The following is a 15,354-nucleotide window of genomic DNA, read 5'->3' as shown; positions in this document are numbered from 1 at the left end:
CGGCCGGGCTAGGCGGAAGCGGCGGCGTGGCACGCGCCGTAGCCCTCGGCGCGGGCGGTGATCCGGCCGGCTTCGACGCGGACGGCCGCCTCGGTGGCGTCGCTGACGGCGGACACCCCCGCGGCCGCGGCGAGTTCCCCGGACTCGTCGTGGACGACCCGCAGGCGCGGCCAGGCCGACGGCGCGACGGCCGCACCCAGGCAGTGGCGCAGGTCGGTGACGACCAGGCGGGCCAGGGGGCCGAGTTCACCCGGGTCGCCGGTGACCAGGACCGCGGTGACCGCGGCGGTGGGCGGCGCGGCGCGCAGCGCCTCCTCGACGGCGGCCAACCGGTGCAGGCCGAGCACGGCGAGGACGCCGTCGGAGCCCAGGCGGGCCGGCTCGGCGCGCAGCGCGTCGGTCGCGGCCGGCGGCGACCACGGCTCGTCGGCGGGCCGCGCCGGCGGGACGTGCGGCAGGTGGGCGGGCTGCCACGCGTCGTCGAGGTCGAGTTCGGCCAGCCGCTCGCAGGCGCGGACGACGGCGAAGGGCTCCCCGAAGCCGGGCGCGGCGGCGGCGAGCTGACCGGCGCCGTGCAGCATGGTCAGGGCGGTCTCGGCCGCCCGGACCATGCGGGGCGCGGTCCGCCGCGGGGTCCGCGCCTGCTCCAGGCACAGGCCGAGCAGGATCGCGCTGAGGCTCGTCAGCTGCGCGAACGGTCGGCTGACCCGTTCGTCGGACACGATCTCGGGCAGCAGGTCCCGGCCCAGCCTGCTCGCGCTGCGCCGGTCCTCGGTGGTCAGCGGGAGCCGGGCGAGCCAGGCGCGGGCGAAGTCGCCCAGCACGGCTGCGGCGGTCCGGGCGGTCGGCGGGCGCCGCCGGTCGGGCGGTTGCTCGGCCTCCCGGAGCAGGACGGCGAAGTACAGGGCCCGCTTGCTCGGGAAGTTGGAGTAGACCGCGCCCCGGGTCAGCTCGGCCCGCTCGGCGATCCGGTCGACCTTGGCGTCGCGGAAGCCGCGCTCGGCGAACTCCTCCCGGGCGGCGGCCAGCACCCTGGCCCGGTTCCGCTCCTGCAGCTGCGCCCTGCTGAGCCGGGCCATCCCGCTCCTCCGCACCTCACCGTCACCGTGCTCGTCGCCGGCAGGGTACTATGCGCATTCAAATGTTGTCGTCATCTGGTGTGACCATGCGAGTGCGGGTCGCGCCACCCCGGACCCGAGCGGAGCAGTCCCCGTGCGCGTGCTCTTCGTCAGCCTCGCCTCGGTCGGCCACACCTACCCGCTGATCCCGTTCGCGGTCGCGGTCCGCGACGCCGGGCACGAGGTGCACTTCGCCGCCGGTGAGGGCGTCCACGCGCCCCTGCGGGAGAACGGGCTGCGCCCCTTCCGCCCCGCGGACTCGTTCTACGAGGTCTACGCCGAGGACCTGGAACCGGAGCTGGCCCGGCTGCGACCCGACCTCGTCCTGCACGGGTGGGGGCAGCCGGAGGCGGCCGTCGCCGCGCGGCGCGCCGGGGTCCCGAGCCTCTGGCACGGGTTCGGCCGCATGTTCCCCGACAGGATCGGGCTCCGGTCGCCCACGGCCGCCGACCTGCCCGCCCGGCCGCACCTCGACATCTGCCCGCCGTCGCTGCAGGACGCGGACTTCCTCGCGACAGCCGAGCGCGTCGAACTGCGCCCCGTCCCCTACTCCGAACCGGCGCGGACCCCGTGGCGCGTCGAGGGCGCTTCCCGACCGCTGGTCTACCTGACGCTCGGCACCGCGTTCGGCACCCCGGAAGTGCTCACCACCGCCATCCGGGGCTTGGCGGCGCTCGACGCGCACGTGGTGGTCGCCTCGGGGCGGGTGCCCCCGGAGCGGCTGGGCGCCGTGCCGGACAACGTCGCGGTGCACGCCTGGGTCCCGCAGGCGGACCTGCTGCCGCACGTCGACGTGGTCGTGCACCACGGCGGCAGCGGCACGACCCTCGGCGCGCTCGCCGTCGGCGCCCCGCAACTGGTCCTCCCCCAGGGGGCCGACCAGTTCGCCAACGCCGCGGCCCTCACCGCCGCGGGCGCCGCGCTGAGCCTCCTGCCCGGCGAGCTGGGCGCGGACGCCGTCACCGAGCACGCCCGGACGCTGCTGGCGCGCCACGGGCACGCCGACCACCGCGACGCCGCCCGCGCGATCGCCGCGGAGATCGCCCGGATGCCCTCCCCCGACGAGGTCGCCCGCACCCTGCCGGACCTGGTCGAGCGCGGCCCGCAGTAGGCCCGGAGCAGGCCCGGAGCAGGCTCTCCGGGTTCAAGCGTGGAAGCGGAGGCGGGCGGCTTCGACGTGGTGCAGGAGGCGCCGGGTCCTGTCGCACACCAAGTGGGTCGTCTCCAGCAGGGCCCGGGCGAGCGCGCAGCCGGGCGTCACCCCGGTGCCGCCGGGCGCGCTGGTGGGCGTCGCGGCGCCGGCCGCGCCGGAAGGTGGAGGCCACCGCGGTGACCGGCTGAGGCCCGCGGGCGGTGGCCGGCGGTCGACGAGCACGCCCGCACCTGCGGTTCGTCGACCGCCGGCGGCCCCGCCCGGAACCCCCGCGCTCCCGGCCTCAGCCGTCCCGCGCGCCGCGGCCGTCGTCCGGCCCGTCGTGGCCGCCGTGGCCGTCGTCGGGACCGCCGTCCCGGCCGCGGTCGTCGCGGTCCGCCGTGATCCCCAGCCGTTCGCGCGCCCCGGGCAGGTCCCGCTGCGCCCCGCCCGCCATCGCCAGCAGCATGTCCTTGGCCTGGCTGAACGGCATCGCCTGGAGCAGCGCCTGGGCCATCCCCGAGTCGCCGCCGCCGACGAACTGCGGGACGTTGGCCTTGACCCACTGGCCCAGCATCCGCTCCAGCGCGACGTTCTGCGCGCCCAGCAGCTCCACCATCGTGGTGAGCTTGATCAGCTCCAGCTTCTTGCGCGCCTCGTCGACCCTGACCCGCTGGAGGTCGATGTGGGTGCGCACCTCCTCGTTGGCGAGGGCCGCCTCCAGCTCGTCCAGCTTCTCGTGCTCCAGCTTGGCCAGCTCCTGCTGGTGCGCGATCTTGCGGCGGATGACGTTGATCTCGTCGTCGTCGCAGCGGAACTCCTCCAGCGTGGTGTCCAGCGCCTTCACGCCCACCGGGGCCAGCGCCTGCCGCACCTCGCTCGCCAGCTCGTTGCACACGGCGTCGTACTCGGTGATGAACTGCTGGATGCGGTAGTGGGCGGAGATCCGGCGGAAGTAGCCGGTGACCGTGGCGGCGAGGTTCTTCTCCACGAACCGCTGCACCGACTCGCGCCCGTCCTCGCCGTCGGCGCCGTAGCGCTGCACCAGGCGAGGGGTGACCTGCGGCGGGATCTCCACCGTCTGCTTCATGTCCAGCCACACCCGGTGCCCCTGGACCTCCAGCACCACCTGGCCCAGCGAGGCGTCCAGGTTGGACTCCGGCTTCGGGTCGGCGCTCCACTGCAGCACCAGAACGCGGGTCGGCACCTTCACGACCTCGGCGAACCACGGGTTGATCGCGTACCGGCCGCCCGCGGCCAGCGTGTCCTGCTGCACGCCCATCCGCCCGCCGCGCGCGAGGAACTCCCACGGCCGCTGGAAGTCGGCGTGCCCGTCGACCGGCTCCCCGATCCCGCCCGGCACGGGCTTCGCGCCCAGGTGCGTGATGACCACGCCGGTCTCGCCGACGCCGATGACGACGTCGCGCAACGACGCGGCGGTCAGCTCCTCCCGCGCCAGGTCCTCTTCGGGGCTGTTCACGGTCAGCACCTCGAACAGCCTGGTGTTGATCGAGTAGGTGCCACCGGTCAGCGGTTGCAGCTGCCGCCCGATGACGCCGCCCGCCCGCAGGAACCGCACGCCGTCCTGGAAGTCGTCGCACTCCACGTGGTCGGCGACCTGCGTGCCGACGTCGCGGCTGCGCCCGGCCTTCGCGACGACCACCCCGACCGTCCCGTTGGGCACCGTCACGACGGGGACGGTCTCGACCCGGTGCACGAACGGCATCAGCCAGGTGACCGTGTCCGCCCGCAACACCCCCGCCTGCACGCCGCGCGAGCCGAGGTGGCTCACCCTCGGGTCGTCACCGGGTTTGCGCCCCAGCAGGGTGTTCCTGGTGACGATCCCGACCCGGTCGGCGGGGATGCGGTGCAGGCCCTTGCGCCCCGCGGCCGCGACCGCCGCCAGCAGCACGAGGGTGATCAGCGCCCAGGCCACGTCACCGCCCCCACTCGCGCACCCGCTTGTGCGCGGCCGGCACCGTCGTGCTCCACTCGTCGTGCCAGCGCGCGTCCTGCTCGCCCTGCGGGTTGCGCAGGGTCGGGTAGAACGGCGTCGCGCCGTCCCCGGCGCGGCGGGCGAACTCCGGGTACGGCGGGATGACGTCGTCGTCCCCGGTCCGCCACCCCAGGGCCAGGCAGATGTCCCGGAACGGCCGGCGGCCCGACAGCACGACCCCGGCCAGCCGCGCCCGCTGCGCGCGGAAGCCCCACCGGCCGCCGGACGCGCCCGACCACGCGTCGTCCAGTTCGGCGAGCAGTCCGTCGGTGAGCCGGGACCCGTCGGCGCCGCGCAGGCACGACCGGCGGCCGGCCTGCGCCAGCAGCGCCAGCGTGGTGAGCTGGTCGGCCCGGCCCACCTCGCGGTCGGCCAGCGCGTCGCGGACGCCGTCCACCAGCACCCGCACGAGCGGCGCCAGCGGCGTCGGCGGCGCCTCCCCGACGACCCGCTCGGGCTCCCGCTCCGCGACCGCCGTGCGGCGGGCCGGGGCGTTGCGCGCGATCTCCCGCAGCAGCGCGGGTGGCCCGGCGGGCGGCGGGTCCGGGCGCTCGGCCCCCCGGGCCCGCGGCACGCCCAGGTAGGCGTCCTCCTCGAACCCCTTGCCCGGCAGGCAGACCCGCACCCTGGTGAACTGCCCCGGCCGCAGCCCGCCGACCTCCGGCAGGACCGCCCGGCGGTACAGCGACTCGGACAGCAGGTGCGCCAGGTGGTCGTCGGGCGCCGCCCGCAGGGCCCGGCGGAGCGCGTCGGAGTCCAGCAGCCTGCTCAGCACCACCAGCGCCGGACCGGCGTGGCCGAGGGCGCCGGGGGTCAGCACACCGGTGTGCATGGCGACCCGCAGCCGGATGCGGGCGCGCGGGTCGTGGTCGTCGTTGTGGTCGGCCAGCAGGCGGTCCAGCTCGGCGACGAACTTCCGGACCAGCGCGACCAGGTCGACGTCGGCCGGCAGCACGGCCAGTTCGCCGTCACCCGCGGGCCGGCGTTCCCACCGGGTGCGCGGCAGGCCCGCGGCCTCGGCCGCCTCCCCGAGCACCCGGTCGAGTTCGAGCTGGATGAGGACCTGCCGACGCGTGACGACCCGGGAGAACCCCTCCACGTCCACGCCGACGACGCAGCGTTCGACCAACGGCAAAGTGGCCTCCCGTGGCTGAGGTGGTGCCGACGACTCGCCCCCGATTCGACCAGGCAATGATGAGCACCGCCGCAGGGAAGAATTTCCGCAGTTCTGCGGGGTTTTCGAATCGTTATTGCGAGCTGTCCCGGAGTGGACCGGCCACGAACGCGTATCCGCTGCTCAGCAGCTCGCCACGAACCCCGGAGAATTGATCGCCGATGAATTCCGGAGCTGCCGGGCAGTCGATCCGGGCCACCGGCCGCGCCCCTGGACCGAAGGGCTGGGCGCGTTTTCCGGGGATCGCGGCCGAGCCGGGGCCTGGTCGGGTCGGCGGGGCCGCGCGGTCAGGCGCCGGCAGGTGTCGCACAACGCGCACACGACGCGCACCGGGCGCGGACATCCCGCGGGCAGTGTCGGCCGTGCCCGACTCCGCCCACCAGTGAGGAGAACCATGTCGCGCCATTGGCCACGCCCGCGCCGGAACGAGGGACGCAGGGCCGTGACGGCGGTCGCCGGGGTGCTCGTCGCGGCGCTGACCGCCTGCGCCCCCGAGCGCTCGGCGGGCGGCGCCCCGGCCGGCGGCGCCCCGGCCGGCGCCGTCGAGGACGGCAGCATCCCCGACAACAGCAGCATCTCCCCCCACGACAGCCGCCACGCCGCGATCCGCAAGCTCGACCCCGCGCTGCGGGCGGCGGTGCTGGCGGCGGCGGAGGACGCCCGGTCGGCCGGCATCGAGCTGCGGGTGACCTCGGGCTGGCGGAGCGAGGAGTACCAGCGGCGCCTGCTCGACGAAGCCGTGTCCAGGTACGGCAGCCTCGGCGAGGCGCGCCGGTTCGTCAGCACGCCGGAGACCTCGCGGCACGTGGTGGGCGAGGCCGTCGACATCGGCCCGACCGACGCCGCGGACTGGCTCTCCCGCAACGGCGCGGAGCACGGCCTGTGCCAGGTCTACGCCAACGAGATGTGGCACTTCGAACTCCTGACCAGCCCCGGTGGCGAGTGCCCGCCGCAGCGCGCCGACGCGTCCGGGTGAGCGGGGCCCGGCGGGCGCCCGGTCAGCCGACCTTCACCCAGTCCGCGCACCCCGTCGTCTTGAAGCCCACATCGCCCTCCTGGATGGTGACCGTGGTGGGCTCGCCGGCACCGCCGTTGGCGATGATCTCGGTGTAGTCGCCGGTGGTCCCCTCCAGCCGGGCCCAGTAGCAGATGGCGCCGGGGGTCCGCGGGCCCTCGGTGCGGTACTGGCCGGGCTGGACGTCCCGGCCGACCACGTGGACGCCGGAACCGATCGCCGCCGTGGCCGGCGCGGACGGCCACGCCGAGGTCGGGGCCGAGGCCGGGGCCGCCGCCTCGGCCGTGACCGTCGTGGTGGTCACCTCCGTCCGGACCGCCACCGCGCCGTCCGGCGCGCTGAGCCGCCCGAGGGCGAACCCGCCGCCCGCCGCGGCGACCACGACGGGCGCGACCCACCAGAGGCGGGCCCGCGGGCGTCCCGCCGGGGCCGGGCCCGGCGCACCCTGGTGGACCACCCTCACCGCTTCCAGGTGATCGGCGACTTGAGGTAGTCGTCGCCCTTGTCGAAGGTCGCCCCCGCGACCTCGGAGCCCTCGCGCGCGCCCTGCAGGACGCAGGTCTCGTACTTCGCGCCCGCGGTGGTGAAGTCCTTCTTCGCGGTGCTCGACTCGCACTGCGGGGTCTTGCCGCTGATGATCACGCCCGTCGACTTGCCGTCCGCGCCGATCGCCCGCAGGCTCACCGAGCTGTGGGACAGGTCGGTGCCGCCGACGTTCTCCACGGCGACCCGGATGTAGAAGGGCGTGATGCCCTTCGCCTTCTCGCCGAACGAGGCCAGGTCGGCGTTGTCGCCCTGCTCGATGGCGGTGACGGTGATCGCGATCGTGCCCTTCTTGTCCGTGCCGTACTCGAACGGCACCACCGCGCGCTCGCCGACCTTCAGCTCCGAGCCGGGCGCGGTGACGTCGCCGTCGGCGGGGGCGGCCGCGCTCGCGGGCGCGGACGCGGAGGTCGAGGACGGGGCCGCGGAGGTCTCCGCCGGGTCGGCCGCCGAGGTCGCGGGCGCCGGCACGGCCGACCCCCCGGTGTCACCGCCGCAGGCGGACACACCCAGGGCGATCACCCCGACGGCGGCGAGCAGTGCACCTGTGTTGCGCATGGACCGGGCTCCTCGGTATCGACTCGCGAACGAAGCCGCGGACCAGCGCGCGGCTCAGGCGCACGGTATGCGCGTCGACCGGCCCGTGGTGTGGGTCGTTCACACCACGCTCACAGGTCGTCCAGGTCGATCAGGCCGTCCTGGATGGCGCGCGCCACCAGGGCGGCCTTGGTCGGGGCCTCCCGACCGCTCATCGCGTACTTGATCCGGATCCGCTCCAGGTGGGAGTTGACCGTGTTGGGCGAGATGCCCAGGCGCTGGGCCACGAACTCCTTGGACTCCGACTGGAACCACTCGACCAGCACCTCCGTCTCCCGCGCCGACAGCGCCGGGCGGTGGGCGGAGCGGTCGCCGGCCAGCGCGCCCGCCAGCGACGGCGGGGTGTAGGCGCGGCCCGCCGCCGCGGCCCGGGTGGCCTGCAGCAGGTGGTCGGCGCCCTCGGCCTTGGTCAGGTAGCACAGCGCGCCCAGCTCCAGGCACTGCAGCGCGATCCCGTCGTCCTCGCGCATCGAGTACACGACGACGCGCCGACCGGCCTGCGCGAGCCGGCGCAGGTCGCCCAGCGCCGGGGTCGGCCCGCCCAGGTGCAGGTCGAGGATGACCACGTCGGCCTCCGCGCCCTCGCCGACCCAGGCGGCGCGCACGTCGTGGTCGGCCGCGACCACCCGGATCGGCGGCGTCCCCGACGACAGCCAGTGCACCACGCCGGCCCGCACCGCCGGGTGGTCGTCCACCACCACCGCGCTCAGCTGCTCCTCCACCTGGCCTCCATCCGCACGTGCCGGCCGTAGGCGCCGCACTCGACCTCCACCAGCGGTGACGCCGGGATCAGGGCGGGTTCGGCGTCGGCGACGACGGCGACCCGCACCTCCCGCTCGGTGCGCAGCACGCTCACCCGGGCCCGGCTGCGGGCGGCCGACAGCGCCGCGACCACCGGCCCGGTCAGCTCGCGGCGCACGTCGGCGGTCAGCTCCACGGCGGTCCCGCTGACGGCCAGCGCCACCGCGACGCCCCGGCGCTCGGCCACGTCGACGCACGCGCCGATCTCGTGCACCAGCGGGTCGGGCACGTCGTCGTTCTCGGCGAACAGCCGGCGCAGCTGGGTGGTCGCGAGCGCGCACCGCTCCCGCGTGGCGTCCTCGCGGGGGTCCGCCACGCCGTCGGCCAGCTCCGCCAGCAGCGGCAGCGTCACCCCCAGCTGCCCGGCGAAACCGGTCCGCTGGTCCTGCTCCCACTGCTCGGCCAGCGCCACCCTGGTCGCCACCCGGTCGTGCTCGGCGGCCACCTCCGTGGCCTGGCGGGCGCTGCGCCGCAGCACGCGGGTGAGCACCACGACCGCGAGCTGGAAGATGGTGTTGCCCAGCACGACCACGCCCGCCGCGCCGATCTCCGCGCGGCTCGGCGCGCCCCGCAGCGCGAACCAGGTCACCTCGACCGCGAGGTTCACCGCGAACGCGGTCAGCAGCACGGGGACGCGGTCGAGCAGGAGCAGCAGCAGGTGCCAGCCCACCAGGCCGAACGACCAGTGCGGCGGGCCGAACAGGCCCTCCGGCGGCACGGCGGAGGTCGCGGCCCAGGACGCGGCCAGCGCGACGACCGCGCCCCCGGCGGCCACCGCGGGCGGCACCGGCCGGCGGCGCACCACCCACACCCCGCAGACCGCGGTGACCAGCGTCAGCGCGAGGTACGCGGCCCAGACCACCGGGCGGTCCTGCGCCAGCACCGTGGGCAGGCTCAGGACGGGCTGCACGGCGGCGGCCACGCCCAGCAGCGCGATCCGCATCGTGCTGCCCACGTGGTCGGCCGTGCCCGCCGCCCGCCGCTCACCCATCGGGCCACACCATCCGCACCGACGTCCCCGCGCCGGGCGACGAGGTGACCAGGGCCCGCCCGCCGACCGCGGCCAGCCGCTCCACGACCGAACCGCGGATGCCCCGGCGCAGGCTCGGCACCTCCCCGGGGTCGAAGCCGCGCCCGGCGTCGTCGAGCACGACGAGGACGCCGCGCCCCGTGCCGCGGGCGCTCAGCTCCGCCTCGCCCACGCCGGCGTGCCGCTCGACGTTGGTCAGCGCCTCGCGCAGCGCCCGCACCAGCGCCAGCGCCACCGACGCGGGCACCAGCGGGACGTCGTGCCACCGCGTCCGCACCTCCAGCGGGCTGCGCCGGACCACGGCGAGCAGCGAGGCCGTCAGGTCCACGTCGCTGTCGTGCGCCGTGGGCCCGCCCACCGCCCCGGTCAGGACGGTCAGGTCGCGCTGCGCGTAGCAGGCCACCTGCGCGGGGTCGGTCTCCCGGCCGTGCACCGCCACCAGCAGGAACGTCGCCGAGGCCGTGTCGTGCAGCAGCGCCAGGTACTCGCGCTCGCGCCGGTGGCGCTCCAGGGCCAGCGCCTCGGTCCGCTCCAGCGCCGCCCGGCGGTCCCGCAGCACGTCGACCCGCCTGCTCGCGGTGCGCATCAGCACGAACGCCAGCCGGGCCAGCGAGCACTCCAGCACCACCCGCGCCACGACCGCGCCCGCCGCGCCGGGGTCGACCGCGGCGACCTCGACGGCCAGCAGCACGGCCGTGACGGGCACCGCCACCCGCGGCGGCCACTCCCACTGCACCGTGATGGCCGTCATGGTGACGACGTTGAGCGCCCACTGGTCCAGCGGTCCGATCTGCTGCACCGAGCACACCGCCACCGCCCGCAGCACGGCGAACACCAGCGCGAGCGGCGCGAAGCGGCCCGAGAGCCCCGTCCAGCCGTCCACCGCGGCCCCGACGAGCATCAGCCCGAGCAGCGCGAGGCCGGTCGGCAGCGCCTCGTCGGGCACCCCCAGGACGCCGAACGCGCTGATGAGCAGCAGGCCGACGCCGCGCACCGGCGCGGCGGCACGGCGGGTGGCGCGCCGGAACTCCGCCTCCACCCGACCACCCGGGGAACCCGACGGCATGGGCGTCGTCAGGTTCCGCTGCGGCAGGCGGGCGCGACAAGCATCCCGGAACCATAACAACGGCCCGGCGGGGCGCGCCCCGGTTCCCCCGCGGGCGCCGCCGGGGCGGTGACCAGTCGCACGCCCACCTCCGGCGCGACGCCCCCGCGACGTCCGGTCCGGTCGGTCCGCCCCGGCCGATCCGGGCGGGACGACCGGCGCGGGCCGGGCCCCCCGGGCGCCGCCGGACGCCCGGCGGACCGGGCCGTGCGCGCCGGCCGGCACGACCCCGCCGGGCGCCGGCGCCGCGCCCCCGGGTCGCACCGCCGGGCGCCGTCCGCCCGACGTGCGGCCGGTGCCCCGGCTACGTAGAGTGCGAGCCAGCCGGGGCAGACACGACGGCACCGCGCGCGACGGCCCTCACCGGGTGCGCGACACGCCTGAGCAGCGGATCACCCGAGGAGCACCACGATGCCCAACGCCAAGCTGGCAGTCATCTACTACTCGTCCACCGGCACCGTCCACGCGATGGCGCAGCGGCTGGCCGAGGCCGGGGGCCGGGCCGGGGCCGAGGTGCGGCTGCGCCAGGTCGCCGAACTGGCGCCGCAGGAGGCCATCGCCGCCAACGCCGCCTGGAGCCAGCACTTCGACCGCACCAAGGACGAGCCCAAGGCCACCGCGGACGACATCGTCTGGGCCGACGCCGTGCTGCTCGGCTCCCCCACCCGGTACGGCAACATCTCCAGCCAGCTCAAGCAGTTCATCGACACGCTCGGTCCACAGTGGTCGCAGGGCCTGCTCGCCGACAAGGTCTACGCCGGCTTCACCGCCTCGATGACCGCCCACGGCGGCCAGGAGTCGACGCTGCTGGCGCTGTACAACACCATCCACCACTTCGGCGGCATCGTCGTCGCGCCCGGCTACACCGACCCGCTCAAGTTCGCCGACGGCAACCCCTACGGCGTCTCCCACGTCACCGGCGGTGACAACAGCGCACCGCTGGGCGAGGCCCAGCTCGCCGCCCTGGACCACATGGCCGAGCGCGTCGTCCGGATCGCCGGGAAGCTCAAGGGCTGACCCGGGCCGGGCGCGCTCAGCGGCCCGGCCCCAACCGGTCGCGGATGGCGGCGGAGACCTCCTCGGGCGAGTAGGTGCGGCCGTCGGCGCCCGGGGCCGGTGACGCGGCGGGGACCGGGAGCACCGCGGTCTCCACCGACTGCACGCCCTCCTGGCCGCCTTCCCGGGAACCGGCGTCGCCGCGTTCCGCCGCGGCGGCGGGTGGTCCGGCAGCGGGCGCGCCGGTCGTGAGCGGCAGCGCGGTCGTGGGCAGCAGCGCGCTCACCAGGACGGTGGCGCCGTCGAGGCGGTCCAGCAGGGTTCCGGCGGCGGCGCGCAGGCGTTCGACGTGCGCGGGGTCGCCCGCCTCGTACAGCACGAGGTTGCGCATCGGGTCCAGTGGCGCGGTGCGGGCCGCCGCGCCCGCGACCTCGGCCGGCCGCACCCACAGCCCCGCCCGGACGACCTCCACCACGGTGTCCGGCGCGCACCAGTGGACGCCGGGCGAGACCTCGGGCAGCCCCGCGACCGGCGGCCGGTGGGCGCACAGCCTCGGCGGCGGCGGTTCGGCGCCCCGGCGCGGCAGGTGGGCGAAAGCCTGCGCGAAGGGGCTCCAGCCCAGCGAGCCGTCCGGGCGGACCGCGCGCACGTCGGGCCGGTCCGGCGAACCGACCGGGACGCCGGCCAGGCAGCGCACCTCCGCGTCGAGGTGGTCCGCGAGCACCTGCCCGACCTCGTCGCCGCCCGGCCGGGCCACCCCGCCGAACGGGGCGAACCAGACCGCGGCCCGCTCCGGGGCCGACAGCGACCGCCGGAACGCCGCCACGTCGGCCGGGTCGAGGTCGGGGGCGCCCGGGCAGCCCAGCACCACCACCGGCACGTGCGGGCGGCAGGGCACCGCCCTGGTCAGCCCGACCCGCGCCGCCGCGAACAGGTCGTCGTCGCCCGCGGGCCGCAGCCACACCCCGGCGGGCAGCGGCTCGGCCACCACCGCGCCGAACCGGCGCACCTCGGTGAAGGCGGCGGACTCCCAAGCGGGGCGCGGGAAGCGCTTGGCCTCCCACACCGGCTCCCGGCCGGGGGCGGAGCGCACCCAGCCGCTGCCCGCGCCGGCGTGCGCGAACAGCGCGCCGGCCGCGCCCTGGTGCACCGGCCCGCGGGGCGCGACCACGGCCCGCCCGAGCCGCTCCGCGAGCCACCGCCCCGCGTCCGGGGCCAGCTCGCGGGGGTGGCGGCCGGGCACGAGGCGCACCGGGCGGCGGCCCCGGCCGAGCGCCGCCGCGACCGCCTCCCAGGCGTCGGCCCCGGCCCCCGGCGGCAGGTCCGCCACGACCACGTCGTGGTCGGGGTCCGCGGGCAGCGCGGCCGCCAGCGCGCGCGCCTGCGGCGTGCCACCGTCCGAAGTGGACACCACGAGCACGTCGCCCACGCGCGTGCCGGCAGGTCCGCCACCGGCGCGCGCCCACCTGCGAATCCTGGCCGGCAAAGACATGGCACCCCCTCGGCTCGGTCTCCCGCCATCATGCGACCGCGGACCGACCGCGCGGCCCGGTCGCGGCGGACGGGGCACTTTCGGGAACCCCGGGGTGCCCGGATGACAGGTCGACCACGCGCCCCGCGGGCGCCCCTCACCCCGGCCCGGTGATCGCCTCGACCAGCGGGGCCGCGGACGTCGCCCGGTTGTGCTCCAGCTCCACGATCGCCGCGGACAGCAGTTCGACCAGGGGGTGGGCCGGGTCCTCGTCGGCCAGCAGGGCGCGCAACCTCCGGCACGCCTTGGCCGCGTAGCTGAGGTTGCCGAACCTGTGGTGCAGCTTCACCGCCTGCCGCAGGTGCGCCCGCGCGAGGTCGGGTCGGCCGGCCGCCGTCTCCAGCTCGGCCGTCGCGTCCGCGACGTGCGCCAGGCCGTAGAGGTTGCCGGACCCGGCGTAGAGGTCCTCGGCGAGCCGGTAGTGCCGCCGCGCCTCCTCCGGTTCGCTCAACGCCAGGCAGGTCTGCCCCAGGAACAGGTACGTGCTCGCGGTGCCGTCGTCGTCGTCCAGGCCCTCGTAGAGCTCCAGCGCCCTGGACGCGGCGTCGAACGCGGCTCGGGGCGAGCCGGCGCGCAGCTGCACCGCGGCCAGGCCGTTGAGCGCGTTCGCCTGGCCCGGCAGGTCGCCGAGCTCCTCCAGGCTGTCCAGCGCGCCCAGGTACTCCTCGATGGACCGCCGGTAGTCGCCGCCCTCCCGGTGCGCGCGGGCCAGCTGCTGCCGGAGCCGGACCTCCACCTCGCGGTCGCCCAGGCGCCGGACCGCCGCCAGGCCGTCGGAGTGGGTGTCGACCCAGTCCTGCCAGCGCGCGGTCAGGTAGGCGAAGTTGGAGGTCGTCCACGCCAGCTGCCAGGTGTAGTCGTGCAGCCCCTCCTCCTTGGCCAGGGCGATCGCGGACAGGACGTTGTCGTACTCGGCGTCGAACCAGACCAGGGCGTCGGCGCGGTTGGCCAGCACCGGCAGCAGCTCCGGTCGCAGGCACGGTCGCAGCGGCACCTGCCGCCGGTGGTCGTTGATGAGCCGGTCGGCCCGGTGGGCGGCGTGCAGCTGGTGGTTGAGCAGCGAGACCAGGACCGACCCGCGACGCTCCGGCGGGTCGCGCCGCGCGGTCTCCAGGCCGTAGGCGTGGGTCAGCGCGTGGAAGGCGTGGTGCCCCGACGAGGTGCGCTCCAGCAGGTGGCAGCGCGACAGCTCGTGGATCGTCTCGCGGGCCTGGAACAGGTCGCAGCCGATCATGGCGGCGGCGGCCCAAGCGTCGAACCGGGGGCCCGGGTGCAGCGCCAGCGTCCGGAACCCCTCGGCGATCGCCGGCGCCAGGTTGTCGTAGGACAGCGCGAACACCGCGCGCAGGTCGGCCGCGTCGGGCAGCCGCAGGGTGTCCAGGGCGTCGCCGCGGTTCTCCAGCGACCGGACGATGGTGTTCAGCGAGTTCGTCGCGTCGTCGGCGGCCCGCGCGGCGACCACGCTCAGCGCCATGGGGTGACCGCCGCAGGCCGCCACGACGCGGGCCACGGCCTCGTGCTCCGCTTCGACCCGGTGGGTGCCCAGCCGCTGGGCCAGCAGCTGCACCGAGTCCTGCGCGCTGAGCGGTCCGAGCGGGATGCGCTCGGCGTCGTGGTGCACGGCCAGGCCGTCGAGCCGGTGCCGCGCGGTCACGACGGTGAAGCAGCTGCCCGAGCCGGGGATCAGCGGCAGGACCTGCCTGCTGTCGCGCACGTTGTCGATGACCAGCAGCAGCCGCCGCTCGTCCAGCATGCTGCGCAGCAGCGCCAGCTGGTCGTCCGGGTCGGGCGGGATGGCGGTCAGCGGCACGTGCAGCGCGCCCAGGATCAGGCGGGCCGCGGCTTCCGGGCCGACCGCGGCGCGGGCCGGGTCGAACCCGCGCAGGTCGACGTAGACCTGGCCGTGCGGGAACAGCTCGCGGGCCACGCGCCCCCACCGCACCGCCAGCGAGGTCTTGCCGATCCCGGGCGGGCCGTCGAGCACGCAGACGCGGCTGCCCGACCCGGCCGCCGCGAGCGCGGACAGGCGGTCCAGCTCGGCGGCGCGCCCGGCGAAGCGGCGCACGGCGGGCGGGAGGTTGTGCGGGATCGGGGCGGGCGGGGAGCCGGTGTGGACGTTGACGCCGCCGTGGACGGCGCCCGCCTGGACCAGCGCCGCGACCGCCTCGGCGTTGGCGGAGTTCTCCATGCGCCCCCTCCCCCCGGACGCCGGCCGGTCCTCGGCCCGTGCCAGGTCAATGGAACCAGAACTCCCGGCGCGCAGACACCGCAGCGAGGGGGACCCGGCCCCGCGGCGACCGGCGGCGGAGGGCAGGT

The 15,354-nt window shown here is 76.5% G+C and carries 13 protein-coding genes; 3 read left to right on the top strand and 10 right to left on the bottom strand.

Annotated elements, in window-relative coordinates; translation table 11 throughout:
* Positions 1-8: 8 nt before the first annotated feature.
* On the bottom strand, positions 9-1,079 hold the full coding sequence (locus JOE68_RS28845; RefSeq protein WP_204845522.1) for a TetR/AcrR family transcriptional regulator: 1,071 nt from the start codon (positions 1,077-1,079) through the stop codon (positions 9-11).
* Between the two features lie 133 nt (positions 1,080-1,212).
* Here JOE68_RS28845 and JOE68_RS28840 point away from each other — a divergent pair, with 133 nt between their 5' ends.
* The gene (locus JOE68_RS28840) at positions 1,213-2,229 is read left to right on the top strand and encodes a glycosyltransferase (protein ID WP_204845521.1); all 1,017 of its coding nucleotides are present in this window, start codon (positions 1,213-1,215) and stop codon (positions 2,227-2,229) included.
* Positions 2,230-2,554: 325 nt separating this feature from the next.
* Here the strand turns inward: JOE68_RS28840 and JOE68_RS32345 are convergent, their stop codons facing one another.
* Both JOE68_RS32345 and JOE68_RS28830 read right to left on the bottom strand, forming a co-directional pair.
* Positions 2,555-4,186, bottom strand: coding sequence for an SPFH domain-containing protein (locus JOE68_RS32345; RefSeq protein ID WP_204845520.1), 1,632 nt, complete (start codon positions 4,184-4,186; stop codon positions 2,555-2,557).
* Between the two features lies 1 nt (position 4,187).
* The gene (locus tag JOE68_RS28830; protein WP_204845519.1) at positions 4,188-5,381 is read right to left on the bottom strand and encodes a hypothetical protein; all 1,194 of its coding nucleotides are present in this window, start codon (positions 5,379-5,381) and stop codon (positions 4,188-4,190) included.
* A 481-nt stretch (positions 5,382-5,862) separates the two neighbouring features.
* On the opposite strand from JOE68_RS28830, the gene JOE68_RS28825 reads away from it, so the two are divergent.
* Positions 5,863-6,396 (top strand): M15 family metallopeptidase, encoded by a 534-nt coding sequence (locus JOE68_RS28825; RefSeq protein WP_307819959.1) that lies wholly within the window; start codon positions 5,863-5,865, stop codon positions 6,394-6,396.
* Positions 6,397-6,418: 22 nt separating this feature from the next.
* Here JOE68_RS28825 and JOE68_RS28820 read toward each other — a convergent pair whose 3' ends face one another.
* The 5 genes from JOE68_RS28820 to JOE68_RS28800 form a co-directional block, all read right to left on the bottom strand.
* Entirely contained in the window at positions 6,419-6,898 is a 480-nt protein-coding gene (locus tag JOE68_RS28820) for an Rv1352/Rv1906c domain-containing protein (RefSeq protein ID WP_204845517.1), read from the bottom strand.
* Positions 6,895-7,536 (bottom strand): hypothetical protein, encoded by a 642-nt coding sequence (locus JOE68_RS28815; RefSeq protein ID WP_204845516.1) that lies wholly within the window; start codon positions 7,534-7,536, stop codon positions 6,895-6,897. Before JOE68_RS28815 ends, JOE68_RS28820 begins: the two co-directional genes overlap by 4 nt.
* Positions 7,537-7,646: 110 nt before the next feature.
* Positions 7,647-8,297 (bottom strand): response regulator transcription factor, encoded by a 651-nt coding sequence (locus JOE68_RS28810; RefSeq protein WP_204845515.1) that lies wholly within the window; start codon positions 8,295-8,297, stop codon positions 7,647-7,649.
* On the bottom strand, positions 8,282-9,367 hold the full coding sequence (locus tag JOE68_RS28805; RefSeq protein ID WP_204845514.1) for a hypothetical protein: 1,086 nt from the start codon (positions 9,365-9,367) through the stop codon (positions 8,282-8,284). Before JOE68_RS28805 ends, JOE68_RS28810 begins: the two co-directional genes overlap by 16 nt.
* Positions 9,360-10,445, bottom strand: coding sequence for a sensor histidine kinase (locus JOE68_RS28800; protein WP_307819958.1), 1,086 nt, complete (start codon positions 10,443-10,445; stop codon positions 9,360-9,362). Before JOE68_RS28800 ends, JOE68_RS28805 begins: the two co-directional genes overlap by 8 nt.
* A 477-nt stretch (positions 10,446-10,922) precedes the next feature.
* Between JOE68_RS28800 and wrbA the strand changes: the two genes are divergently transcribed.
* Positions 10,923-11,528 (top strand): NAD(P)H:quinone oxidoreductase, encoded by a 606-nt coding sequence (wrbA, locus tag JOE68_RS28795; protein ID WP_204845512.1) that lies wholly within the window; start codon positions 10,923-10,925, stop codon positions 11,526-11,528.
* A gap of 16 nt (positions 11,529-11,544) precedes the next feature.
* On the opposite strand, the gene JOE68_RS28790 is transcribed toward wrbA, so the two are convergent.
* A complete protein-coding gene (locus JOE68_RS28790) occupies positions 11,545-12,936 on the bottom strand; it encodes a hypothetical protein (RefSeq protein WP_204845511.1) in 1,392 nt (463 codons plus the stop codon).
* A gap of 199 nt (positions 12,937-13,135) precedes the next feature.
* Positions 13,136-15,226, bottom strand: a complete 2,091-nt coding sequence (locus JOE68_RS28785; protein ID WP_204845510.1) for a tetratricopeptide repeat protein — start codon at positions 15,224-15,226, stop codon at positions 13,136-13,138.
* Positions 15,227-15,354: the final 128 nt, after the last annotated feature.

The organism is Saccharothrix algeriensis, from assembly GCF_016907655.1.
Taxonomy (GTDB): Bacteria; Actinomycetota; Actinomycetes; order Mycobacteriales; family Pseudonocardiaceae; genus Actinosynnema; species Actinosynnema algeriense.
This window is presented reverse-complemented; position numbering and strand designations above follow the sequence as displayed.

What these genes read in the sequence shown, in the direction of transcription:
- JOE68_RS28845 (WP_204845522.1), bottom strand. Translation starts at nt 1,079, where the DNA reads ATGGCCCGGCTCAGCAGGGCGCAGCTGCAGGAGCGGAACCGGGCCAGG.
- JOE68_RS28815 (WP_204845516.1), bottom strand. Translation starts at nt 7,536, where the DNA reads ATGCGCAACACAGGTGCACTGCTCGCCGCCGTCGGGGTGATCGCCCTG.
- JOE68_RS28805 (WP_204845514.1), bottom strand. Translation starts at nt 9,367, where the DNA reads ATGGGTGAGCGGCGGGCGGCGGGCACGGCCGACCACGTGGGCAGCACG.
- wrbA (WP_204845512.1), top strand. Translation starts at nt 10,923, where the DNA reads ATGCCCAACGCCAAGCTGGCAGTCATCTACTACTCGTCCACCGGCACC.
- JOE68_RS28785 (WP_204845510.1), bottom strand. Translation starts at nt 15,226, where the DNA reads ATGGAGAACTCCGCCAACGCCGAGGCGGTCGCGGCGCTGGTCCAGGCG.